Below are 21,985 nucleotides of genomic sequence, written 5' to 3'. Positions count from 1 at the left end.
CGGACCTACGAAACGCTTCCTAGCGTCTTCGGCGTGCCAGCAAGTGCAACGAAGTCCCCGCGGATCGCCGTCCTCGCCGATTCCGACACCCGGTGGAAGTGGGGCGCGCTCACCGCGCGCCGTCTCGCTCCCGCCGCCGGAATCCGCCTCGACGGCTACCTCCTGCGGGGCCGGGCCACCCCGACACCCCGCCAGCTCGCCGAGACCGGCGCCACCGCCGACTCGCTCCGCGAGGTCACCGGCGCGGAGTTCCTGCGCGCCATGACCGGGGAGTCCTACGACATCCTCGTCCTCGCCCTGGTCGGCGGCGGAGTGCAGGCCATGCTGCACGGCCTGAAGCACGCCTGGGGCACCGGCCCGCGCCCGGTCGTCGTCACCGGCTACGTCGGTGTCGTCTACGAGAAGCTCGCCGACGGCCTGCTGCTCCGGCACGGCGCCGACCTCGTCCTCGCCAACTCGGCCCAGGACGCGGACCGGTTCCGCGCGGTGTACGAGGGGGCCGGCGCGGATGCCGACGCGGTCACCGAGGTGGCGCTGCCGTTCCTCGGCGGGGAGGCGTACGCGGGTGAACGGGCGCCCTACACGGTGACGTTCGCCGCGCAGCCCTCCGTACCGGAGAACCGGGCCGACCGGACCTACCTGCTGGAGCGGCTCATCGGGCACGCCCGGCGCCACCCGGAGCGCGAGGTGCTGCTGAAGCTGCGCTCCAAGCCCGGCGAACACACCACGCACATCGAGGAGTTGCCGTACCAGAAGCTGGTCCGGGGGCGGGAGCTGCCCGCCAACCTCCGCCTGGTGTACGGGCACATGGGCGAGGTGCTGGACCGGACCGACCTGCTGGTCACCGTCAGCTCCACCGCCGCCCTGGAGTCCCTGCACCGGCGCGTACCGACGGCCGTGCTGACCGACCTCGGGGTGCGCGAGGCGCTGGGCAACCACCACTTCCTGGGCTCCGGCTGCCTCACCTCCTGGGACCGGCTGGACGCCGGGCACCGCCCGGAGCCCGACCCCGAGTGGCTCGCCCGGCAGGGGGTCGCCGCCGGGGACGGCTCGTACGCCACCGCCTTCGACGCCGCCCGCGCCCGGATCGCCGTCCTGCTGGAGCGGTCCGGCGCGCTGCCGCTGCTCGCGCCCTACTACACGCCCGAGACCGCGCCCGGCTATCTGCCCGGCATCCTCGCCCGCCACCACCTCGGCCCCGACGGCGCCCCGCTGCCCGGCAGCCCCGCCACCCGCGCGGAGGCCGGACCCGTCCGGCAGATCGTGCGCCGGGCCGCCCGCGGCGCCTACCGGCACGGCGTCCAGCGGGTCGCCCCGGTGATCCGGCGGATGGGCGAGCTGTGAACACCGCACCCTCTTCCTCGCAAGGAGCTGACCCCATGACCCACTGGCCCGCCGATCCGGGCGACCCGCCGCGCCGGGTGCTCGCCGTGATCCCGGCGCGCGGCGGCTCCAAGGGGGTGCCCGCCAAGAACCTCGCCCCCGTGGGCGGTGTCCCGCTGGTGGCCCGCGCGGTGCGCGCCTGCCTGGCCGCCCCCGCCGTCACCGACGTGGTCGTCTCCACCGACGACGCGGCCGTCGCCGCGGCCGCCCGCGCGGCCGGAGCCGAGGTCGTCAACCGGCCCGCCGCCATCGCCGGGGACACCGCCACCTCCGAGGCCGCCGTGCTGCACGCCCTCGACGCCTTCGAGGAGCGGACCGGGACAGCCGTCGACGTGGTGCTGCTCGTGCAGTGCACCAGCCCCTTCCTGCTCGCCGACGACATCGGCCGGGTCGCCGGAGCCGTCGCCCACGAGGGCGCCGACACCGCCGTCACCGTCGCCCCCTTCCACGGCTTCGTCTGGCGCGACGGCGCCCCCGGCAACGCGGACGCGCCCGGCGGCTTCGGCGTCAACCACGACAAGGCCGTACGCCCCCGCCGCCAGGACCGCCCCCAGGACCTGCTGGAGACCGGCGCCGCCTACGCGATGGACGTCACCGGCTTCCGCACCCACGGCCACCGCTTCTTCGGCCGCACCGAACTGGTCCGCACCGACCCGGCCCGGGTGCTGGAGATCGACGACCCGCACGACCTGGCCCGCGCCCGCGCGCTGGCCCCGCTGCTCGACACCGTCCCGGCGGGCGCGCTGCCCACCCGCGACGACATCGACGCGGTCGTCCTCGACTTCGACGGCACCCAGACCGACGACCGGGTGCTGATCGACACCGACGGACGGGAGTTCGTCTCCGTGCACCGGGGCGACGGGCTCGGCATCGCCGCGCTGCGCCGCGCCGGGGTGCCGGTGCTGATCCTTTCCACCGAGCAGAACCCCGTCGTCGCCGCCCGCGCCCGCAAGCTCCGGCTGCCGGTGCTGCACGGCATCGACCGCAAGGACGTCGCCCTCAAGCAGTGGTGCGAGGAGCAGGGCATCGCCCCCGAGCGAGTGCTCTACGCGGGCAATGACGTCAACGACCTGCCCTGCCTCGCCCTCGTCGGCTGGCCCGTCGCGGTCGCCGACGCCCATGACGCCGTACGTGGCGCCGCCCGTGCCGTCACCACCGTCCCCGGTGGCTACGGCGCGATCCGGGAGATCGCGGGCTGGCTCCTCGGCCCCTCCCTCGACGCCCTTCCCGACCCCCTCCCCACCTCCCCCGGCAAGTAAGGAACACCCTGATGAGCACCAACTCCCGCATCCGCAGCTTCGGTTCCCGCGAGGCCGGTCCCGGCCGCCCCGTCTACGTCACCGGCGAGATCGGCATCAACCACAACGGCGACCTCGACAACGCCTTCAAGCTGATCGACGCCGCCGCCGAGGCGGGCTGCGACGCCGTGAAGTTCCAGAAGCGCACCCCGGAGATCTGCACCCCGCGCGACCAGTGGGACATCGAGCGCGACACCCCCTGGGGCCGGATGACGTACATCGACTACCGCCACCGCGTGGAGTTCGGCGAGGACGAGTACCGCCAGATCGACGCGTACTGCAAGGAGAAGGGGATCGACTGGTTCGCCTCCCCGTGGGACACCGAGGCCGTCGCCTTCCTGGAGAAGTTCGACGTCCCCGCCCACAAGGTGGCCTCCGCCTCCCTCACCGACGACGAGCTGCTGCGCGCCCTGCGCGCCACCGGCCGCACGGTGATCCTCTCCACCGGCATGTCCACCCCGAAGCAGATCCGGCACGCGGTCGAGGTGCTCGGCAGCGACAACATCCTGATGTGCCACGCCACCTCCACCTACCCGGCGCAGGCCGAGGAGCTGAACCTCCGCGTGATCAACACGCTGGAGAAGGAGTACCCGAACGTCCCGATCGGCTACTCCGGCCACGAGACCGGCCTGCAGACCACGCTGGCCGCCGTCGCCCTCGGCGCCGTCTTCGTCGAGCGCCACATCACCCTCGACCGCGCCATGTGGGGCTCCGACCAGGCCGCCTCCGTCGAGCCGCAGGGCCTGGTCCGCCTGGTCCGCGACATCCGCGCCATCGAGGCGTCCCTCGGCGACGGCGTCAAGAAGGTCTACGACTCCGAGCTGGGCCCGATGAAGAAGCTGCGCCGGGTCTCCGGCGTGGTCGCCGAGGCGGAGATCGCCGCCGCCGCGGGCGAGCCGGTCACGGTCTGACCCCGACTCGCCCGACCGCACTACGACGGGACGGTCACCACCCGCCATGAGCCCTCGCGCCGGACACCCCGGCCCCGCTGCCCGCACGCTCGCCTTCGTGGAGAGCCCGGTGCAACTGCTGAACGTATTGGAGTGGGCCCACGCGGGCGGGGTGCCCGCGCGCGAGGGGGCCGGGGCGGAGCTGACCCTCGTCGTACTGGCCCCCACCGACCCCATGACCCGGGGCCAGCTGCGCCGCATGGCCGACCTCGCCCGGGACGAGGGGTACGAGGTGCGCTGGGAGGAGGCGCGGGGCGGGGCGAGCGCCCCCTTCCACACCGTCGGCGGGCTGGCCGGGGCGCTCCGGCGGGCCGACCGGATCGTCATGGGCGACCCCTTCTCCCGCTACGTACAGCTCCTGCTCACCATCACCCGGACGCCCGAGCTGGTCGTGGTGGACGACGGCACCGCCACCATGGAGTTCGTCGCCCAGCTCGCCCGCGGCGAACGCCTGGTCCGCTGGCACCGCAAGGGCGGCCCGCCCGGACCCCGTGACCTGCTCTTCGCCCCGGTCGCCGCCACCGCCCGGCGCCGCCTCACCCCGAGCGGCGGCCGACGCGTGGAGGTCTTCTCCGCGATGCCGGTGACCGAGACCCCGGACGGCGTCACGGTCACCGCCAACGACTTCGCCTGGACGCGCGCCCGCTTCGGCCCGCCCCGCGTGACGAAGAGCGCGGACGTGGTCGGCACCTCCCTGGTGGAGACCGGCGTGGTCGACGCCGACCGCTACCTCGCGGCCGTGCAGGCCCTGGCCAAGGCGCACGGCGCCACCCGCTACTTCGCGCACCGCCGCGAGAGCACCCCGAAACTGCACCGGCTGGCCATCGAGACCGGCCTGGAGATCGTCCGCCCCGACCTCCCCCTGGAACTGATCGCCCGCCGGGGCCCGATCGGCGGCACCGTGCTGAGCTTCCCCTCCACGGTCGTGCACACCCTGCCCCTCGCCCTGAAGGGCACCGGCGTCCGGGTGGCGGTCTGCGACATAGACCCCGCCTGGCTCACCGCCCACGCCTCCCCCCGCGCCCAGGGCTTCCTGTCCGGGGTGACGGGCACGGCCCGCGACACCCACCGGCTGACCACGGTGGTGCCGGGGACCTGAGGGTTCAGTCCTTCCGCGCCAGTACGAACCCTCGCGCCCGCGACTCCTCGCCCTGCGGCTCGCGGACCACCGACGCGACCAGGGTCAGGCCCGCCTCCGTGAGACCGGCGGCGATCGCGGCCGGGGAGCGCATCCAGTAGTCCAGGTCGATCTCGTGCCCGAAGCGCTCCGTCAGGTGCAGATGGTCGGCGTCGCCGGTCTGGAAGGCCAGCAGGACGGGAGCACCGGGGCGCAGGGTGCGGTGGAACTCGGCGAAGGCCCGGGGGAGGGAGTCGTCCGGCACGTGGATCGTGGAGTAGAGGGCCAGGATGCCGCCGAGGGTGGCGTCGGGAAGGTCCAGCGCGGTCATCGAGCCGACGTGGAAACGCAGGTGCGGGTGGGCCTCGCGGGCCAGCGCCACCATCGCGGGGGAGAGGTCCACCCCGAACACCGGCACGCCCAGACTGTCCAGCAGGGCGGTGACGAACCCCGGCCCGCTGCCCAGGTCGGCCACCGGGGCCGGGCCGTTCTCCGTCACCAGCTCGGCGAAAGCGCTGATCAGCGAGCGGTCCAGGGGGTGGGGGAGGCCCGAGGGGAACCGCTCGGCGTAGTCCTTGGCGATCGCGTCGTAGGACGAGCGGGTGGTGCGCAGGAAGTCCACGGTGCTGTCGGTCACGCCGCCGCACCCTACCGGCGCCCGCCGCGCCACGAGGGTCCGGTCCGCGGACAAACCGAGCGCGAGAGCGGCGAGCGTGGTATCCGTGGAGGGAGAAAGAAAGGTTTTACCCATCCCAGTCCACCGCCATGCGTCCGCCGGTCAGTTTTTCTTCCCTCCACGGGCTGAACTTTTGTTGATCGAGGGTCAGTTGACCGTCCGGGCGTCCTACCCTTCAGAGGGTGAACCGATTGATGACCCGAGAGACCGTGGCCGACCTCCCCGGTGCTGTGCTCCCCGGCGCGCTCAGCGAGTCACTGCACGCCGAACTCGTGGCGTTCCGCCGTGACTTGCACATGCACCCCGAGCTGGGCAACCAGGAGTTCCGTACCACTGCCGCCATCAAGGAGCGGCTGGAGCGGGCCGGGCTGAAGCCCCGCGTCCTGGTCACCGGAACCGGGCTCATCTGCGACATCGGGCACACCGAGGGCGACCGCTCCGAGATGCCCGTGCTGGCCCTGCGCGCCGACATCGACGCGCTGCCCATCCCGGACACCAAGGACTGCGCGTACCGGTCCACCGTGCCCGACCGCGCCCACGCCTGCGGCCACGACGTGCACACCACCGTCGTGCTCGGCGCCGGTCTGGTCCTCGCCGACCTGCACGCCAAGGGCCTGCTGGCCCGCCCGGTGCGGCTGATCTTCCAGCCCGCCGAGGAGCAGCTGCCCGGCGGCGCCCTGACCGCCATCGCCGACGGCGCGCTCGAGGGCGTCGGCCGCATCCTCGCCGTGCACTGCGACCCCCGGGTGGAGTGCGGGAAGATCGGCCTGCGGCACGGCCCGATCACCAGCGCCTGCGACCGGCTCGACGTCGCCCTGGACGGCCCCGGCGGCCACACCGCGCGCCCGCACCTGACCACCGACCTGGTCACCGCCGCCGCCCGCGTCGCCACCGACGTGCCCGCCCTCATCGCCCGCCGCGTCGACACCCGCAGCGGACTCGCCCTGACCTGGGGCCGGATCGAGTCGGGCCACGCCCCCAACGTCATCCCGCAGCACGCCGAACTCTCCGGCACCGTCCGCTGCCTGGACCTGGACGCCTGGCGGGACGCGCCCGACATCGTGCACGCCGCCATCGACGAGGTCGCCACCCTGCACGGCGCCAAGTCGGAGATCACCTACGTGCGCGGGGTGCCGCCGGTCGTCAACGACCGCGAGACCGCCGAGCTGCTGCGCCGCGCGATGGTCGCCCGCTGCGGGATCGACTCGGTCGAGTCCACCCAGCAGAGCCTCGGCGGCGAGGACTTCTCCTGGTACCTGGAGCACGTCCCCGGCGCCATGGCCCGCCTCGGCGTCCGCAGGCCCGGCGAGCGGACCGTGCGCGATCTGCACCAGGGCGATTTCGACGCCGACGAGAACGCGATCACGGTCGGCGTGGAACTCTTCACCGCGGCCGCGCTGATGGCGTCCCCCGAGGTCTGACCGACCCCCCTGGGCCGTGCCCCGGACGGCCCCCGCGAGCATGCGGGGGCCGTCCGCGCAACACATCCGCAGGCCATTCGTATCCGCCTCGTATCCGCCCCGAAACATGGGCGCCCAAGGCTTGGTAGATCGAGTTCAGGTGCCGTTTGCCTCGGTTCGATAACAGCTGCCCGAGAGGTGTTTTTCTGACATCTACGCGCGTTACGATGCCGCGAAGCCGACGCCGACGGGGCGTCTCGGCCGGGGCGTCGTCAGACGCTCCCACCAAGCGCCATCGTGGCGCTCAGGTCAGGTGAAGGAGCCTTCCCGTGCGCCGGGTAGCCAAGCTTTCCGCTGCGTGTATAGCCACCGCAGCCCTCGCCCTTTCTGCCACGGCCTGTGGCAGCACCTCCTCCGAGAACGACAAGGACTCCGCCTCCTCCGGCGACGGCAAGGGCATCAAGATCGGCCTCGCCTTCGACGTCGGCGGCCGCGGTGACCGCTCCTTCAACGACTCCGCCGCGCGCGGTGCCGACAAGGCCAAGGACGAGTTCGGCGGCTCCGTCAAGGAGCTGACCGCCAAGACCACCGACACCGAGGCCGACCGCGAGCAGCGCCTCTCCGACCTGGCCGACGCGGGCTTCAACCCGATCGTCGGTGTCGGCTACGCGTACTCGCAGTCCATGGCCAAGGTCGCCAAGAAGTACCCCAAGACCAGCTTCGGCATCGTCGACTCGGTCGTGGACGCGCCCAACGTCGACAGCATCACCTTCACCGAGGAGCAGGGCTCCTACCTGGCCGGTGTCGCGGCCGCGCTGAAGACGAAGAAGTCGCACGTCGGCTTCATCGGCGGCGTCGACGTCCCGCTGATCAAGAAGTTCGAGGCGGGCTTCGTCCAGGGTGTCAAGGACACCAACGCGAAGATCAAGGTCGACACCCAGTACCTGAGCCACGGCACGGACACCTCCGGCTTCGCCAGCCCCGACAAGGGCAAGGAAGCCGCGCAGGGCATGCTGGACAACGGCGCCGACGTGATCTACTCCGCCGCCGGCTCCTCCGGCAACGGTGCGATCGAGGCCGTCAGCGGCAAGAAGGGCGCCTGGTCGATCGGCGTCGACTCGGACCAGTACAACATCCCGGGTCTCGCCAAGTACAAGGGCTCGATCCTCACCTCGATGGTCAAGAACGTCGACCTCGGCGTCTTCGACTTCGTGAAGACCGTCCACGACGGCAAGGCGCTGACCGGCGTCAACAGCTACTCCCTCGCCAAGAACGGCGTCTCGCTGTCCACCAGCGGCGGCTTCATCAGCGACATCCAGCCCAAGCTGGACGCCGCGAAGAAGAAGATCGTCGACGGCACCACCAAGGTCAAGACCACCCCGTGACCTGACGGGTCCCGAAGGACCCCGGCTCGGCGTGGGGGCGCCAGGAAGCGCGCTCCCCGCCGGGCCATAACAATGTGTCAACTCTACGCGTGTAGTACTGAGTTGGCGCCTGTTGCCGCGCTAGCGTCGCCGACGCCTGCCCCCACTCCCTCTGTATCCCCCGCATCCCCTTCCCCGAGGAGAGTGCGCCATCAACGCGTCCAGCCCTCCCGCTGCCGTCGAACTGCGCGGCATCACCAAGCGTTTCCCCGGCGTCGTCGCCAACCGCGACATCGACATCACCGTCCGCGCGGGCACCGTCCACGCCCTGTGCGGTGAGAACGGCGCCGGCAAGTCCACCCTGATGAAGATCCTCTACGGCATGCAGCAGCCGGACGAGGGCACCATCACCCTCCACGGCGAACAGGTCACCTTCAACACCCCCGGTGACGCCATCGCGCGCGGCATCGGCATGGTGCACCAGCACTTCATGCTCGCCGACAACCTCACCGTGCTGGAGAACGTCGTCCTCGGCGCGGAGAAGCTGCACGGCATCAGCGGCAAGGCCCGCAAGAAGATCAAGGAGATCTCCGACGCGTACGGCCTCGGGGTGCGCCCCGACGTGCTCGTGGAGCAGCTCGGTGTCGCCGACCGCCAGCGCGTGGAGATCCTCAAGGTCCTCTACCGCGGCGCCAAGACCCTGATCCTGGACGAGCCGACCGCCGTGCTGGTGCCCCAGGAGGTCGACGCCCTCTTCGACAACCTGCGGGAGCTGAAGGCCGAGGGCCTCACCGTCATCTTCATCTCGCACAAGCTGGGCGAGGTGCTGTCGGTCGCCGACGAGATCACCGTCATCCGGCGCGGCACCACGGTCGGCACCGCCGAGCCGAGCACCACCACGCCCAAGCAGCTCGCCGAGCTGATGGTCGGCAGCGAACTCCCGACGCCGGAGACGGAGGAGTCCACCGTCACCGACGTCGCGCTCCTCGAGGTCGCCGGGCTGCACCTGGCCCAGACCGACCTGGACGGCATCGAGCGCGTCATCCTCGACGCGATCTCCTTCACCATCCACCAGGGCGAGGTCCTGGGCATCGCCGGTGTGGAGGGCAACGGCCAGTCCGAGCTGGTCGAGGCGATCATGGGCATGCGCGCCCCGGACGCCGGGACGGTCGTCCTCGACGGCGCCGACGTCAGCGACGTCCCCACCCGCCGCCGCCGCGAGGCCGGTATCGGCTACATCCCCGAGGACCGCCACCGCCACGGCCTGCTACTCGAAGCACCGCTGTGGGAGAACCGCATCCTCGGCCATGTCACCGAGCGACCCAATTCCCGCCGCGGCCTGCTCGACCCGAAGGCCGCCCGCGCCGACACCGAGCGCATCGTCGCCGGTTACGACGTGCGCACCCCCGGCATCGACGTCACCGCGGCCTCGCTGTCCGGCGGCAACCAGCAGAAGCTGATCGTCGGCCGCGAGATGAGCCACAGCCCCAAGCTGCTCATCGCCGCCCACCCCACCCGTGGTGTGGACGTCGGCGCGCAGGCCGCGATCTGGGACCACATCCGCGCGGCCCGCCGCGACGGACTCGCGGTCCTGCTGATCTCCGCCGACCTGGACGAGCTGATCGGGCTCTCCGACACCCTGCGGGTGATGTACCGCGGCCGCCTGGTCGCCGACGCCGACCCCGCCACCATCACGCCCGAGGAGCTGGGCTCCGCCATGACGGGAGCGGCCTCCGGCCACCTGGAGCACATAGAGGACGACGCGCGATGAACAAGCTGACCTCACGGATCGACAAGGAGCGGCTGCTCCTCGGCATCGCGGCGCCGCTGCTGGCCATCGTCGCGGCCCTGCTGGTCACCGCCCTGGTGATCCTGGCCACCGGCAAGAGCCCCGGCGCCGCGTTCAGCGACATGGTGACGTACGGCTTCGCCTCCGACAGCCAGGTCTACATCCTGAACAAGGCGACGACGTACTACCTCGCGGGTGTCGCGGTGGCCATCGGCTTCCGGATGAACCTGTTCAACATCGGTGTCGACGGCCAGTACCGGCTCGCCGCGTTCGTCGCCGCCGTCCTCGGCGGCGCGCTGACCGTGCCCGGCTGGCTCGCCATCCCGCTGATCATCCTGGCGGCCATGGTGACCGGCGCCCTGTGGGCGGCCATCGCGGGCATCCTCAAGGTGACCCGCGGGGTCAGCGAGGTCATCGCCACGATCATGCTGAACTCGATCGCCACCGCGATCATCGGCTACCTGCTGCAGCCCGGCCAGCTCGGCCAGCTCGACGAGGCGGGCACGCTGGTCTCCACCAAGCCGCTCCCGGAGTCCTCCTGGTTCTTCCAGATCGACACCGGCCCGGCGGGCGTCCTGTGGGGCTTCATCGTCGTCGCCGTGATCGTCGGCATCGGCTATTGGTTCGTGCTCGGCCGCACCCGGTTCGGCTTCGACCTGCGTACCGTCGGCCAGTCCGAGACGGCCGCTGCGGCGAGCGGTGTCGGCGTGAAGAAGATGATCGCCACCAGCATGATCATCTCGGGTGCGGTGGCCGGTCTCATCGGCATGCCGACCCTGCTCAACGACAGCCACCAGTTCAGCAACGACTTCCCGGCGGGCATCGGCTTCACCGGTATCGCCATCGCGCTGCTCGGCCGCAACAACCCGGTGGGCATCGCGCTGGGCGCCCTGCTGTGGGGCTTCCTGGAGCGCACCACCAACCACCTGGAGTTCCAGGGCTACGACAAGGAGATCCTCGGCGTGATCCAGGGCGTCATCGTCCTGTGCGTCGTGATCGCCTACGAGGTCGTGCGCCGCTACGGCCTCAAGCGCCAGCAGCAGCGCGTCGGCGCCGAGCTGGCCGCCCGCGCCGCCGCCCCCACCGAGATGCAGGAGGTGGCGTGATGACCGCCACGATGACGGACGCGCCGCCGCCCGCGGCGCCCAAGGCGGACGACGCCGCCCAGCCCTCGGGCCGGTCCCTCGCGAAGATCCTCATGATCGTCGGCGGCGCGCTGCTGCTCGTGGCCGTGGTCCGGGTCATCACCGGGGCCAACCAGCTCACCTCCGAGGGCCAGGTCAGCGCGGCCCTCGGGCTCGCGGTGCCGATCGGCCTGGCGGGCCTCGCGGGCCTGTGGTCCGAGCGGGCCGGTGTGGTCAACATCGGCCTCGAGGGCATGATGATCCTCGGTACCTTCGGCGCGGGCTGGATCGGCTGGCAGTCCAGCCCCTGGCTCGGCCTGCTGTGCGGCATCGGTTTCGGTGTCCTCGGCGGCCTGGTGCACGCGGTCGCCACGGTGACCTTCGGGGTCGACCACATCGTCTCCGGTGTGGCGATCAACCTGCTCGCGCTGGGCGCCACGCAGTACCTGGCCAAGCTGTTCTTCGCCGGGGGCACGGCCGCCGAGGCGGGCGGCAACCCCAAGCAGTCCCCGCCGGTGAACTCGCTCGGTGACGTCACCGTGCCGGGCCTCTCCGACGCGCTGCACTCGGTCGAGCAACACCACTGGTTCCTCATCTCCGACATCGCGGGCATTCTCGGCGGTATCGTCACCGACGTGTCCGTGGTCACGATCCTCGCCGTGCTGCTGTTCGTCGGCAGCTGGTGGGTGCTGTGGCGGACCTCCTTCGGCCTGCGCCTGCGCTCCTGCGGCGAGAACCCGGTCGCCGCGGAGTCCCTCGGCGTGAACGTGTACCAGTACAAGTACGCGGCCGTCGCCATCTCCGGCGGCCTCGCCGGACTCGGCGGCGCCTTCCTCGCGCTGGTCACCTCGCACACCTACCTGGAGGGCCAGACCGGCGGCCGCGGCTACATCGGTCTCGCCGCGATGATCTTCGGCAACTGGCGGCCGGGCGGTCTCGCCATGGGCGCGGGCCTGTTCGGCTACTCCGACGCCCTCCAGCTCCGCAACGGCGGTGTCACCGTGCACGCGCTGCTGCTCCTGCTGGTCGTGCTGCTCGCCGCCCTCGCGGGCTGGAAGCTGTACCGCAAGGCGTTCTGGCAGGGCGGCCTCAGCGCGGTCCTGGCCGCGGCGGTCCTGGTCTGGTACCTGTTCACCGACGAGGTCCCCAGCGACTTCGTGGGCGCCACCCCGTACGTCGTCACGCTGCTGGTGCTGTCGCTGTCCGCGCAGCGGCTGCGGATGCCGAAGGCGGACGGCATGCGGTACCGGAAGGGACAGGGCAAGTGACGACCCCGTTCGACTGGGAGGCGCTGCGCGCCGAGGCCCGCGAGGCCATGGCGCACGCCTACGCCCCGTACTCGGGCTACCCGGTCGGCGTGGCCGCCCAGGTCGACGACGGCCGCACGGTCACCGGCTGCAACGTGGAGAACGCGTCGTACGGGCTCGGCCTGTGCGCCGAGTGCGGGATGGTCTCGCACCTCCAGCGCACCGGCGGCGGGCGCCTGACACACTTCACCTGTGTGGACGGCACCGGCGCCCTCCTCGTGCCGTGCGGTCGCTGCCGCCAGCTCCTCTTCGAGTTCGGCGGGCCCTCGCTGCTGCTGGACACCCCCGAGGGCGTCCTCCCGCTCTCCGAGATGCTGCCGCAGGCCTTCGGCCCGGACCATCTCACCAAGTAAGTCCGTGCGGCCCCCCTGCTCGCCCTACGAGCAGGGGGGCCGCACACCTGCACCTCCCGGAAGGAACTCCCTGGCCATGGACGCCATCTCCGTCATCCGCAGCAAGCGGGACCGCGCCGCACTGACCGACGAGCAGATCGACTGGGTCATCGACGCGTACACCCGCGGCGAGGTCGCCGACTACCAGATGGCCGCCCTCAACATGGCGATCCTGCTCAACGGCATGGACCGCCGGGAGATCGCCCGCTGGACCGCGGCGATGATCGCCTCCGGCGAGCGCATGGACTTCTCCTCGCTGTCCCGCCCGACCGCCGACAAGCACTCCACGGGCGGCGTCGGCGACAAGATCACGCTCCCGCTCGCGCCCCTCGTGGCTGCCTGCGGCGCGGCCGTCCCGCAGCTCTCCGGCCGCGGCCTCGGCCACACCGGCGGCACCCTGGACAAGCTGGAGTCCATCCCCGGCTGGCGCGCGCTGCTCTCCAACGAGGAGATGCTCTCCGTGCTGGACGGCACCGGCGCGGTGATCTGCGCGGCGGGCGACGGCCTGGCCCCGGCCGACAAGAAGCTGTACGCGCTGCGCGACGTGACGGGCACGGTGGAGGCGATCCCCCTGATCGCCTCGTCCATCATGTCCAAGAAGATCGCGGAGGGCACCGGCTCCCTGGTCCTGGACGTGAAGGTCGGCTCCGGCGCCTTCATGAAGACCCTGGAGGACGCCCGTGAGCTGGCCTCCACCATGGTGGGCCTCGGCACCGACCACGGCGTGAAGACGGTCGCCCTGCTCACCGACATGTCCACCCCGCTCGGCCTGACGGCGGGCAACGCGCTGGAGGTCCGCGAGTCCGTGGAGGTCCTCGCGGGCGGCGGCCCGGCGGACGTCGTCGAGCTGACCCTCGCCCTGGCCCGCGAGATGCTCGACGCGGCCGGCCTCAAGGACGCCGACCCGGCGAAGGCCCTGGCGGACGGCTCCGCGATGGACGTCTGGCGCCGCATGATCGCCGCGCAGGGCGGCGACCCGGACGCGACCCTCCCCGTGGCCCGTGAGCAGCACGTGGTGACGGCCCCCACCTCGGGCGTCCTCACCCGCCTCGACGCCTACGACATCGGCATCGCCGCCTGGCGCCTCGGCGCGGGCCGCGCCCGCAAGGAGGACCCGGTGCAGGCGGGAGCGGGCGTCGAACTCCACGCCAAGCCGGGCGACGCCGTCGTCGCGGGCCAGCCCCTGCTGACCCTGCACACGGACACCCCGGACCGCTTCGGCTACGCGCTGGAGGCGACGGAGGGGTCGTTCGACATCGCCCCGGCGGGGACGGCGTTCTCGGCTTCGCCGGTGGTGTTGGGGCGGGTGGACTGAGCGGGGCTCTACGTCCGGGGTGGCGGGGGCCGGTGTCGAGCCCGCCACTCCGATAGCTGAAACGCCAGGTCAGGCCCCGGTGCTGAGAGATCGGCGCCGGGCCCGACCCGACGGGTCGGACAGCGCGCGGCCAAGGGGCGTCAGGCTACTCGGGCACGATGAGCCGGTGCCGCCGAGCGGGCGGATCGCCCGAGGCAGGGCATGCTGCTCAGCAAGGGTTCGTCAGTCCTGGCCGTTCTCGGCGAGGAGTCGCACCACGCCCACCCAGGGGAACTCGTCCGTCGCATGGGCCGCGTGCACCCTCCACCGACCTGCCGGGAGCCGCACCGGAGCCTGGTCCGGCCGTCCCGCGTCGGGGTGCTCCGCTCCCAGATCGTCGCCCGCTTCGGCCGAATCCATCAGAACGGCCGGGCCGTCGGTGACCCACAGCCCGCTGTCCTCCCACACGGTGTCCGGATCGGCCAGGAGCGCCCGGGCTGCCTCGAACAACTCGGCCTCCGAGTTCGCGGCCAGCCACCGTACGAACAGCAGCTCTTCCGGCAGGAAGCACGTCTGAGCAGGTTCATCGGCCAGTACTAGCGCGGTGGCGCCGCCCGCGCCCACAGTGATCACCCCGGCCAAGTCCTCCACCTCGCAGGCCCGGTCATAGTCGTCCCGGCCGTCAGCATCGCCGAGGACGGAACCGTCCCCCGTACATCCGCCCCACGCGTTCACCGAGGACTGTGGAACGACGATCAAGGGGCCGCCCGTCGACTGGACCCACTTCAGCCCACGACGGTCACCGCGATCGGGTTCCTGAGAAGCGTCCATGCGCGCAGTCTGCCTGCCTCTGCTGACACCTCCGCATTCGCTGACCCCGGTCACCCACTCGCCGCCGAGAAAGGCCAGCCCCCCCATGTCCATCGACCAAGCCTCCTGGGAAGCCGCGGTACGCCACCTGTTCGAAGACGCGTACCCGTACGACGCCACGGGCCCGCGCCGCCACGAGGACTGGGTCCTCGACCTGCTCCCGCTGATGGCCCGCGTTCCGGACCCGCGGGGCTGGGTCGGTCTGGACGACGTGGCGCGGGACGCGGAGCGTGCGGCATCCCCCACGTACCCCTTCGTCTCGCACCCCCCGGAGCACATCAGGAGTCGCCTCCGTGAGATCGACCGGCACAGTGCCGAGAACCTGCTCCTGGCCCTCACGGACGACTGCTGCACGCTGTCCAACCTGAGGCGCTTCACGGAGAGCGAGGAGGAACTGCGGTTCATGGCACGGACGGTCCTCGCGCGGTACGGAGACGCGGCCACCTTCCACACCAACGTGGACCGGCCCGGCGCCGTGCCCGGCACGCTCGACTTCTCGATCCCGAACTGGGGGTACAGCCCGCTCAGCGTCTACTCGGAGGACTGCGGTCTGATCGTCGTCTCGGACACCGAGGTCGGCATGTTCTGGAACTTCTCCGACTACTGAGCTGATCAGTCCCGTCCGGCCGACTTGATGCGGGACGCCGCCTCGTCCAACGCCCGCCGCGCCTCCGGTGTCCACCCCGCCCCCACGAAGACGTGGAAGGCCGACGGCCAGACGTGCAGAGTGGTCGGGGTGCCCGCGGCGTTCGCCTTGGCGGTGAAAGTCTCCGCGTCCGGGAGGAAGATGTCGTGGCCGCCCTGGTATATCCAGGGGGGCGGGAGGTCGGCCAGGGTGTCGTGGAGGGGGCTGATCAGGGGGTCGGTGACGGCGCGGCCGCCCGCCCAGTCGCGGCCGGCGGCGGCCAGGCCCTGGGGGGCCAGCATGGGGTCGTGGGCCGTCAGGGCGGCGATGCGCGGGTTGGTCATGGTGACGTCGACCCAGGGGGAGAACAGGATCAGGCCGGTGGGCGGGCGGAGTCCCTCGTCGCGGCAGTGGATCGCCAGGCCGACGGCGAGGCCCGCGCCGCAGGAGTCGCCGGAGAGGAAGACCGGGTGGTCGCCCGCCCGTTGGAGCACCGCACGGTAGACGGTGTCCAGGAAGCGGTACGCGTCGTCGGCGGTGTAGCGGGGTGCCAGGCCGTACAGGGGGACGGTGAACGTGGCGCCGGTGCGGCGGATCAGGTCCGCGACGATGCGCCAGTGCGCGGCGACCAGCGGGCGGACGTACGCGCCGCCGTGCAGGTAGATCACCTCGGTGCCCGTGGCGCCCCGCTTCGGGGTGAGGGTGATGACCTCGTGGCCGTCCACGGTCCGGCGACTGACCGTGCAGGTCCGCCGCAGGGACGCCGGGAGCGGGGCGTCGGGGCGGGGGTGGCGGAGCGCCTCGCGCAGGGTCAGCTCGGTGCGGAACACGTTCGGCTTCGCGCGCAGCAAGGCGCGGGTCAGGTTCATGGCCAGCGACACGGGTGTACTCCTCGGGCGGCGCCGCTCAGCCCGTGAGCGGTTCGGTGAGCGCGTTGATCACATGCGGGGTCAGGTGGCGGCCGTCGTAGTCCGGGCCGCTGGTCAGTTCCTGCGCGGTGAGGCCCTCGAAGAGGGCGGTCAGCAGGCGGGCCAGGTCTTCGACGGGGATGGTCGGGCGGAGACCGGCGCCGCCGAGGGCCTCGCCGAGGACCTCGGTCAGGCCCTGGTTCAGCCGGTTCTCGTGGACGGCGAGCTGCCGGGCCAGTTCGGGGTGCCGGGCGGCGTGCAGGGTGAACTCCATGGACACCAGGAACCACCGGCGTTCCTCCTCGGTGCGGCCCACCATCCGGCTCTGGATGCCGACGATCGGGTTGTCGCCCGGCACCACCTGGGCGGCGGCCTCCCGCAGCTCGGCCAGTACGTGGTCGGCGTGCGCGTCGTAGAGGGCGAGGAAGATCTCCTCCTTGTCGCGGTAGTTGGAGTAGAAGGCCCCCCGGGTCAGTCCGGCGCGCTCGACGATGTCGCTGATCGACGTGGTGTGGAAGCCCTTCTCCGTGAACAGCGCCCAGGCGCTCTCGGTCAGGGCGCTCCGGGTGATCGGGCGGCGCTTGGTGGGCGACTTCGGCATGGATGGACCCTCTCTGCGGTGCCAGGTCTGCGCCGCGAACGCCTCGGCCCGACGGGGCCGGTACGGCAGACCAGGCTATGCCGTCCCGGTCCGGGGGCCGCGTTCAGTCGCGGGTGCCGTAGTCGTAGAAGCCGCGCCCGGTCTTCACGCCCAGGTGCCCGGCGTCGACGTACCGCTGGAGCAGCTCGCGCGGCCCGGTGGGGAGGGCCGGGTTCTCGGCCGCGTAGTGGTTCTCGATGTCCAGGACGACGTCCAGGCCGACCTGGTCCATGGCGCGGAACGGGCCGCCCTCTGTACCGGTGTTGACCGCCCACATCCGGTCCACGTCCTCCGGGGTGGACACGCCCTCGGCGACGACGGACAGCGCCTCGCGCTTGATGGCCGCCCAGACGCGGTTGAAGATGAAGCCGGTGCTCTCCCGGCGGGCCTCGAACGGGAAGACGCCGTAGCCCGGAAGAACTTCCAGCAGCAGGTCCAGGACGGCCCGGTCGGTACGGCCGCTGGACATCAGGTCCACCGCGTTCTGCGCGGGCGGCATGTAGAAGTGCATGTTCACCACCCGTTCCGGGGTGGTGACGCCGTCGATGAACTGGCTGGTCGGGTACGACGAGGAGTTGCTGGCCAGGATGGCGTCCGGCTCCGCGAGCCGGTCGAGGTCGGCGAAGACCTGCCGCTTCAGCTCCAGCCGCTCCGGGACGGCCTCGACGACCAGCCACGCGCCCGCGAGCGCTTCGGCGAGGTCCGTGGTGGCGGCCACGGAACCGGGCGTGCCGCCGTCGACGCGGGCGGCGACCTCGGCGACCTGCTCCTCGACATAGGCGCACGCCTGCTTCCCGGCCTCGGCGGACGGGTCGTAGATCCGTACCTCGCCGCCGCGGGTGGCGAACATCAGGGCGATGCGGCGGCCGAGCGTGCCCGCGCCGAGGACGGCGACCGGGCGGGAGTCGAGGCCGGTGGGGAGGGTGAAGGTCATGGCGGTACTTCCTGCCGTGCGGGGGGTGCGGGCCGCCGGTTTGCGGCGACGAGCCATCGGATTCACTATGTATCCGATACACCTTGTATGCAAGCGGGGCGCTGCTCCGCCTGCCGCTCGACCCGTTCGACGAGAAGAGGCACCATGCGCGCCGAAGAGGTCCGCCACCGCGTCAGCACCCCGCTGACCACCCCCGTGTACCCGCCGCGGGCCACCCGGTTCACCGACCGCGAGTACCTCAACGTCGTCTACCGCACCGACCCCGAGGCCCTGCGCGCCGTCGTCCCGGAGCCGCTGGAGATCGACGAGCCGCTGGTCCGCTTCGAGATCATGAAGATGGGCGACGTCGAGGGCTACGGCCCCTACCTGGAGTGCGGCCAGGTGATTCCGGTACGACATGGCGCCGAGCGCGGCGAGTACCTGCACGCCATGCACCTGGACAACTTCGCCGCCACCGCGGCCGGCCGCGAGCTGAGCGCGTACCCGAAGACCGTCGGCACCCCGGCGCTGTTCCCGGACAACGGGGCCCTGGTCGGCACCCTCGACTACGGCACCCAGCGCGTCGCCACCGCGACCATGGCCTACAAGTGGGAGCCCATGGACCTGGACGAGGCCCGCGCGCAGACCACCGTCCCCACCTACGGTGTGAAGATCGTCCCGGAGCTGGTCTGTGTGCTCGCCCGGACCGAGATCACCGACATCACGGTCAAGGGCGCCTGGACCGGACCCGCCCGGCTGGAGCTCTTCGCCCACGTCATGGCGCCGTTCGCCGACCTGCCCGTACGCGAGGTGGTCTCGGCCAGCCACATCCTGACCGACCTCACCCTCGCGCCCGCCGTCCCGGTCCACGACTACCTCGCGGGCTGAACCCCGCGCACCCCGGCCTCCGCAACACCGGGGCCGGGGTGCACGAGGTCGCGCCGTCCTACCGGGCGAGAAGCCTCCGCAGCCAGTCCACCTGGGTCACGCGGGACGAGCGGGACAGGGTGGCCTCGGGCGCGAAGCCGGTGAAGCTGTGGAAACCGCCGGGCCACACGTGGAGTTCCGCGTCGCCGCCGGACTGCCAGATACGGGAGGCGAAGGTGACGACCTCGTCCCGAAGGGTGTCCGCGGAGCCGGTGTCCATGAAGGTCGGCGGGAGGCCGGTGAGGTCCTCGGCGCGGGCGGGGGCGGCGTAGGGAGAGACGTCCGGTCCGCCGCGGCGCTCGCCGAGCAGCGCGTTCCAGCCCGTCTCGTTGGCCGTGCGGTCGAAGACGCCGATGCCCGCCATCTGGTGGGTGGACGGGGTGTCGTTGCGGTCGTCGAGCATCGCGCACAGCAGCATCTGCCCGAGCGGGCGCGGCCCCTCGCGGTCCCGGAGGAGGAGCCCCAGGGCGGCGGTGAGGGCGCCTCCGGCACTCGTCCCGGCCGTGACGATCCGCTCGGGGTCGCCGCCGAGTTCCCCGGCGTGCGCCGCCGTCCACAGCAGACCGGCGTACACGTCCTCGACCGGCGCGGGGTGCGGGTGCTCCGGCGCGAGCCGGTACTCGACGGACACCACGATCGCGCCCAGCTCCCGGGCCCAGGTCAGGGGGAGTTCCACGCCGACCCGGTTGTCGCCGACGACCATGCCGCCGCCGTGGGTGTAGTAGAGGACGGGGCGGGGGCCCGTCGCCGGGGCGGTGGGGCGGCAGATCAGCAGCGAGATGTCGGGGGCGCCCTCGGGGCCAGGCACCGTTCGGTCCGCCACCTCGAAGGCGCCGTCCATGGTCAGCTCCGCGTCGGTCATACCCCGCAGTGCCGGGCTCCGGCGGGCCGGGACGATCTGCTCCGGGGTCAGACCGGGCGGCATGACCTGGTTGATCGCCTCCAGGGCGACGGCGAGTTCGGGGTCGAAGGGGGGCGGCGGTGGGTGCGCCATGGTGCTCCTTGCTTGTCGCTTGTCGCTTGTCGCTTGTCGTGATGGGTCCGGTCAGGATGTCCCGTCGAGCGTCCTCAGCAGGGCGAGCTGGGCGCGGTCCCGGCGCGTGGCCAGCTCGGCGACCGGCTCGGCACCGAAGGCGTCCTCGGCCTGTCGGCTGAGCAGGGCGACGGTGGGCTCGTCGAGGGCGGGGCGGCCGAGCGCGGGCCAGCCTGCCTCCATCGCCGTACCCAGGTGGGTGAGGAAGTGCGGCAGCCCGCCGGGGCCGCCGCCGAGGTGGAAGGTGCGGAACGGTCCCGCGACCGCCCAGCGCAGGCCGATCGAGTCGGTGACGACCGCGTCGAGTTCCGCCTCGGTCACCACGCCCTCCGCGACCAGATGCACCGCCTCGCGGAAGAGCGCGGACTGCAGGCGGTTGGCGACGAAGCCGGGAATCTCCTTGCGCAGGACCTGCGGCTTCTTGCCGAGCGCGGTGTAGAGGGCGCGGGCCCGCTCCACGGTCTCCGGCGAGGTCCGCTCCCCGGGCACGATCTCGACCAGCGGCACCAGGTGCGGCGGGTTGAACGGGTGGCCCACGACGAGCCGTTCGGGCTGCTCCAGCGCCTCGGCGATCGCGGTGGCGGGCACACCGGAGGTGGAGGTGGCGAACAGGGCGTGCGCGGGCGCGGCCTGCTCGACGGTGCGCCAGATCTCCCGCTTCACCGCCAGCCGCTCGGGACCGTTCTCCTGCACGAGGTCGGCGTCCGCGACGGCGGTGGCCAGGTCGCCCTCGAACCGCAGCCGGTCGGTCAGCCCGCCGGTGGGCAGGCCGAGCGCGGCCAGGGTCGGGGCGATCTCCGCGACACCGGCCCGGACCTCGTCCTCGGCGTCGGGGCGCGGGTCGGTGACGGTGACGTGGAGGCCGTGGGCGAGGAAGAGCGCCGTCCACGAGATGCCGATGACACCGGCGCCGATGACGGTGGCGCGGGTGCCTGCGAGGGTGTCGGACACAGGGGTGCCTTTCGTACGCGGGGGGATGACCTCCAGTACATGCCGCAGGCGAAAAACCGTCCAATATCAATTGGGGTACATCCCATATCCTCGGAGATATGGACGTGTCCAGCCGACTGCTCGAACAGTTCCTCGTCGTGGCCGAGGAGCGGCACTTCGGCCGGGCGGCCGAACGCCTCTCGATGCGCCAGCCGCCGCTCAGCCAGGCCATCCAGCGGCTGGAGCGTCGCGTGGGAGTACGGCTCTTCGACCGAGGGCCCGGTGGCGTCCGCCTCACCCCGGCAGGCGAGGTCCTCGCGGCCGACGCGGCCCGGCTGCTCGCCGCCGAGACGGCGGCCCTGGACCGGGCGCGCCGCGTCGGACACGGCCTGGAGGGCGACCTCCGCCTCGGGTACGTCAGCCTGCTGAGCCTGCACTACCTGCCCGGCCTGCTGAGCGCGGCGGCGCGGGAGCTGCCCGGACTGCGCGTCCGGCTGCACCAGGACTCGTCGGCGGTGGTGGCGGAGATGGTCCTGGCGGGCTCGCTCGACCTGGGCTTCGTCCGGGACCCCGGCGTCGTCCCGGCGGAACTGGTGACCGGTGTCTTCGCCCGCGAACGCGTCATGGCCGCCCTTCCCTCCGGCCACCCCCTCGCCACCGCCGACGCCCTGGACCTGGCCGACCTGCGCGGCGAACCGTTCGTCCTGCCGACCGAGAGCGCGCTGCCCACCCTGCGGTCGCAGATCCACCTCGTCTGCGAGGCGGCCGGATTCACCCCGGACGTCCGCGCCTCCGCCGACGACCTCACCGGCCTACTCAGCTATGTCGCCTCGGGCCTGTGCGTCAGCCTCCTGACGGAAGCCCTGCTCGGCCTGCCGGTGCCCGGCATCACCTGTGTCCCGCTGCGCGGAGCGCCCGGGCGCCTGGAGAGCACCGTCACCGCCGTCCACCGCCCGGACCCGGACCCGGCGGTGCGGCGCGTGCTGGACCTCGCCGTCAGGTTGTACGGCGGTGGATGACGAGGTCCGTCCCGCCGGGCCCCGGA

At 72.2% G+C, this 21,985-nt stretch carries 21 protein-coding genes; 14 read left to right on the top strand and 7 right to left on the bottom strand.

Annotation, left to right across the window (positions count from 1 at the left end; genetic code table 11):
- Positions 1-33: 33 nt before the first annotated feature.
- Genes ACIPPM_RS15990 through ACIPPM_RS15975 form a run of 4 tightly spaced genes read left to right on the top strand, consistent with a single transcriptional unit; the run spans position 34 to position 4,730 of the window.
- Positions 34-1,344 carry a DUF6716 putative glycosyltransferase gene (locus tag ACIPPM_RS15990; RefSeq protein WP_401447825.1) on the top strand — a complete coding sequence of 437 codons (1,311 nt, stop codon included), beginning with the start codon at positions 34-36 and terminating at the stop codon, positions 1,342-1,344.
- 35 nt (positions 1,345-1,379) lie between these two features.
- Positions 1,380-2,642 carry a cytidylyltransferase domain-containing protein gene (locus tag ACIPPM_RS15985; protein ID WP_401447823.1) on the top strand — a complete coding sequence of 421 codons (1,263 nt, stop codon included), beginning with the start codon at positions 1,380-1,382 and terminating at the stop codon, positions 2,640-2,642.
- Between the two features lie 11 nt (positions 2,643-2,653).
- The gene (locus ACIPPM_RS15980; RefSeq protein ID WP_401447820.1) at positions 2,654-3,592 is read left to right on the top strand and encodes an N-acetylneuraminate synthase family protein; all 939 of its coding nucleotides are present in this window, start codon (positions 2,654-2,656) and stop codon (positions 3,590-3,592) included.
- A gap of 46 nt (positions 3,593-3,638) precedes the next feature.
- Entirely contained in the window at positions 3,639-4,730 is a 1,092-nt protein-coding gene (locus ACIPPM_RS15975) for a hypothetical protein (protein ID WP_401447818.1), read from the top strand.
- A 4-nt stretch (positions 4,731-4,734) separates the two neighbouring features.
- On the opposite strand, the gene ACIPPM_RS15970 is transcribed toward ACIPPM_RS15975, so the two are convergent.
- Positions 4,735-5,385, bottom strand: a complete 651-nt coding sequence (locus ACIPPM_RS15970) for a class I SAM-dependent DNA methyltransferase (RefSeq protein WP_401447816.1) — start codon at positions 5,383-5,385, stop codon at positions 4,735-4,737.
- A 233-nt stretch (positions 5,386-5,618) separates the two neighbouring features.
- On the opposite strand from ACIPPM_RS15970, the gene ACIPPM_RS15965 reads away from it, so the two are divergent.
- From ACIPPM_RS15965 to ACIPPM_RS15935, 7 genes are all read left to right on the top strand, one after another.
- Positions 5,619-6,845, top strand: coding sequence for a M20 family metallopeptidase (locus tag ACIPPM_RS15965; RefSeq protein ID WP_393595685.1), 1,227 nt, complete (start codon positions 5,619-5,621; stop codon positions 6,843-6,845).
- A 308-nt stretch (positions 6,846-7,153) separates the two neighbouring features.
- Positions 7,154-8,209 carry a BMP family protein gene (locus tag ACIPPM_RS15960; RefSeq protein WP_401447814.1) on the top strand — a complete coding sequence of 352 codons (1,056 nt, stop codon included), beginning with the start codon at positions 7,154-7,156 and terminating at the stop codon, positions 8,207-8,209.
- Between the two features lie 223 nt (positions 8,210-8,432).
- Complete coding sequence (locus ACIPPM_RS15955) at positions 8,433-9,959, top strand: ABC transporter ATP-binding protein (protein ID WP_401448500.1); 1,527 nt, start codon at positions 8,433-8,435, stop codon at positions 9,957-9,959.
- The gene (locus tag ACIPPM_RS15950) at positions 9,956-11,083 is read left to right on the top strand and encodes an ABC transporter permease (RefSeq protein ID WP_393605020.1); all 1,128 of its coding nucleotides are present in this window, start codon (positions 9,956-9,958) and stop codon (positions 11,081-11,083) included. Before ACIPPM_RS15955 ends, ACIPPM_RS15950 begins: the two co-directional genes overlap by 4 nt.
- Positions 11,083-12,369, top strand: a complete 1,287-nt coding sequence (locus ACIPPM_RS15945; protein WP_401447811.1) for an ABC transporter permease — start codon at positions 11,083-11,085, stop codon at positions 12,367-12,369. Before ACIPPM_RS15950 ends, ACIPPM_RS15945 begins: the two co-directional genes overlap by 1 nt.
- A complete protein-coding gene (locus ACIPPM_RS15940; RefSeq protein WP_401447808.1) occupies positions 12,366-12,761 on the top strand; it encodes a cytidine deaminase in 396 nt (131 codons plus the stop codon). The genes ACIPPM_RS15945 and ACIPPM_RS15940 overlap by 4 nt, the downstream gene beginning before the upstream one ends.
- 70 nt (positions 12,762-12,831) lie before the next feature.
- Positions 12,832-14,115, top strand: a complete 1,284-nt coding sequence (locus ACIPPM_RS15935; RefSeq protein ID WP_401448498.1) for a thymidine phosphorylase — start codon at positions 12,832-12,834, stop codon at positions 14,113-14,115.
- Positions 14,116-14,337: 222 nt separating this feature from the next.
- On the opposite strand, the gene ACIPPM_RS15930 is transcribed toward ACIPPM_RS15935, so the two are convergent.
- Positions 14,338-15,018, bottom strand: a complete 681-nt coding sequence (locus ACIPPM_RS15930; protein ID WP_401447806.1) for an Imm21 family immunity protein — start codon at positions 15,016-15,018, stop codon at positions 14,338-14,340.
- On the opposite strand from ACIPPM_RS15930, the gene ACIPPM_RS15925 reads away from it, so the two are divergent.
- Positions 15,011-15,571 carry a hypothetical protein gene (locus tag ACIPPM_RS15925; RefSeq protein WP_401447804.1) on the top strand — a complete coding sequence of 187 codons (561 nt, stop codon included), beginning with the start codon at positions 15,011-15,013 and terminating at the stop codon, positions 15,569-15,571. The two genes, ACIPPM_RS15930 and ACIPPM_RS15925, sit on opposite strands and share 8 nt — an antisense overlap.
- 5 nt (positions 15,572-15,576) lie before the next feature.
- Here the strand turns inward: ACIPPM_RS15925 and ACIPPM_RS15920 are convergent, their stop codons facing one another.
- From ACIPPM_RS15920 to ACIPPM_RS15910, 3 genes are all read right to left on the bottom strand, one after another.
- Entirely contained in the window at positions 15,577-16,470 is an 894-nt protein-coding gene (locus ACIPPM_RS15920; protein WP_401447802.1) for an alpha/beta hydrolase fold domain-containing protein, read from the bottom strand.
- A gap of 25 nt (positions 16,471-16,495) precedes the next feature.
- Positions 16,496-17,098 (bottom strand): TetR/AcrR family transcriptional regulator, encoded by a 603-nt coding sequence (locus ACIPPM_RS15915; protein WP_401447800.1) that lies wholly within the window; start codon positions 17,096-17,098, stop codon positions 16,496-16,498.
- A 103-nt stretch (positions 17,099-17,201) separates the two neighbouring features.
- On the bottom strand, positions 17,202-18,071 hold the full coding sequence (locus ACIPPM_RS15910) for a 3-hydroxyacyl-CoA dehydrogenase family protein (protein WP_401447798.1): 870 nt from the start codon (positions 18,069-18,071) through the stop codon (positions 17,202-17,204).
- Positions 18,072-18,215: 144 nt separating this feature from the next.
- Here ACIPPM_RS15910 and ACIPPM_RS15905 point away from each other — a divergent pair, with 144 nt between their 5' ends.
- On the top strand, positions 18,216-18,938 hold the full coding sequence (locus ACIPPM_RS15905; RefSeq protein WP_401447795.1) for an acetoacetate decarboxylase: 723 nt from the start codon (positions 18,216-18,218) through the stop codon (positions 18,936-18,938).
- A gap of 58 nt (positions 18,939-18,996) precedes the next feature.
- Here ACIPPM_RS15905 and ACIPPM_RS15900 read toward each other — a convergent pair whose 3' ends face one another.
- Positions 18,997-19,971 (bottom strand): alpha/beta hydrolase, encoded by a 975-nt coding sequence (locus ACIPPM_RS15900; RefSeq protein WP_401447792.1) that lies wholly within the window; start codon positions 19,969-19,971, stop codon positions 18,997-18,999.
- Positions 19,972-20,022: 51 nt separating this feature from the next.
- Complete coding sequence (locus ACIPPM_RS15895; protein WP_401447790.1) at positions 20,023-20,961, bottom strand: 3-hydroxyacyl-CoA dehydrogenase family protein; 939 nt, start codon at positions 20,959-20,961, stop codon at positions 20,023-20,025.
- 98 nt (positions 20,962-21,059) lie between these two features.
- Between ACIPPM_RS15895 and ACIPPM_RS15890 the strand changes: the two genes are divergently transcribed.
- On the top strand, positions 21,060-21,959 hold the full coding sequence (locus ACIPPM_RS15890) for a LysR family transcriptional regulator (protein WP_401447788.1): 900 nt from the start codon (positions 21,060-21,062) through the stop codon (positions 21,957-21,959).
- The last annotated feature ends 26 nt before the right edge of the window (positions 21,960-21,985 follow it).

Source organism: Streptomyces sp. NPDC090119, assembly GCF_044747085.1.
Classification (GTDB): Bacteria; Actinomycetota; Actinomycetes; order Streptomycetales; family Streptomycetaceae; genus Streptomyces.
This window is presented reverse-complemented; position numbering and strand designations above follow the sequence as displayed.

Bases quoted from the DNA above. Each gene is read 5' to 3' on its own strand.
- ACIPPM_RS15980 (WP_401447820.1), top strand. From the start codon at position 2,654: ATGAGCACCAACTCCCGCATCCGCAGCTTCGGTTCCCGCGAGGCCGGT.
- ACIPPM_RS15900 (WP_401447792.1), bottom strand. From the start codon at position 19,971: ATGGCGCACCCACCGCCGCCCCCCTTCGACCCCGAACTCGCCGTCGCC.
- ACIPPM_RS15965 (WP_393595685.1), top strand. From the start codon at position 5,619: ATGACCCGAGAGACCGTGGCCGACCTCCCCGGTGCTGTGCTCCCCGGC.
- ACIPPM_RS15905 (WP_401447795.1), top strand. From the start codon at position 18,216: ATGCGCGCCGAAGAGGTCCGCCACCGCGTCAGCACCCCGCTGACCACC.
- ACIPPM_RS15930 (WP_401447806.1), bottom strand. From the start codon at position 15,018: ATGGACATGGGGGGGCTGGCCTTTCTCGGCGGCGAGTGGGTGACCGGG.
- ACIPPM_RS15915 (WP_401447800.1), bottom strand. From the start codon at position 17,098: ATGCCGAAGTCGCCCACCAAGCGCCGCCCGATCACCCGGAGCGCCCTG.
- ACIPPM_RS15975 (WP_401447818.1), top strand. From the start codon at position 3,639: ATGAGCCCTCGCGCCGGACACCCCGGCCCCGCTGCCCGCACGCTCGCC.
- ACIPPM_RS15925 (WP_401447804.1), top strand. From the start codon at position 15,011: ATGTCCATCGACCAAGCCTCCTGGGAAGCCGCGGTACGCCACCTGTTC.
- ACIPPM_RS15985 (WP_401447823.1), top strand. From the start codon at position 1,380: ATGACCCACTGGCCCGCCGATCCGGGCGACCCGCCGCGCCGGGTGCTC.
- ACIPPM_RS15890 (WP_401447788.1), top strand. From the start codon at position 21,060: ATGGACGTGTCCAGCCGACTGCTCGAACAGTTCCTCGTCGTGGCCGAG.
- ACIPPM_RS15950 (WP_393605020.1), top strand. From the start codon at position 9,956: ATGAACAAGCTGACCTCACGGATCGACAAGGAGCGGCTGCTCCTCGGC.
- ACIPPM_RS15945 (WP_401447811.1), top strand. From the start codon at position 11,083: ATGACCGCCACGATGACGGACGCGCCGCCGCCCGCGGCGCCCAAGGCG.
- ACIPPM_RS15910 (WP_401447798.1), bottom strand. From the start codon at position 18,071: ATGACCTTCACCCTCCCCACCGGCCTCGACTCCCGCCCGGTCGCCGTC.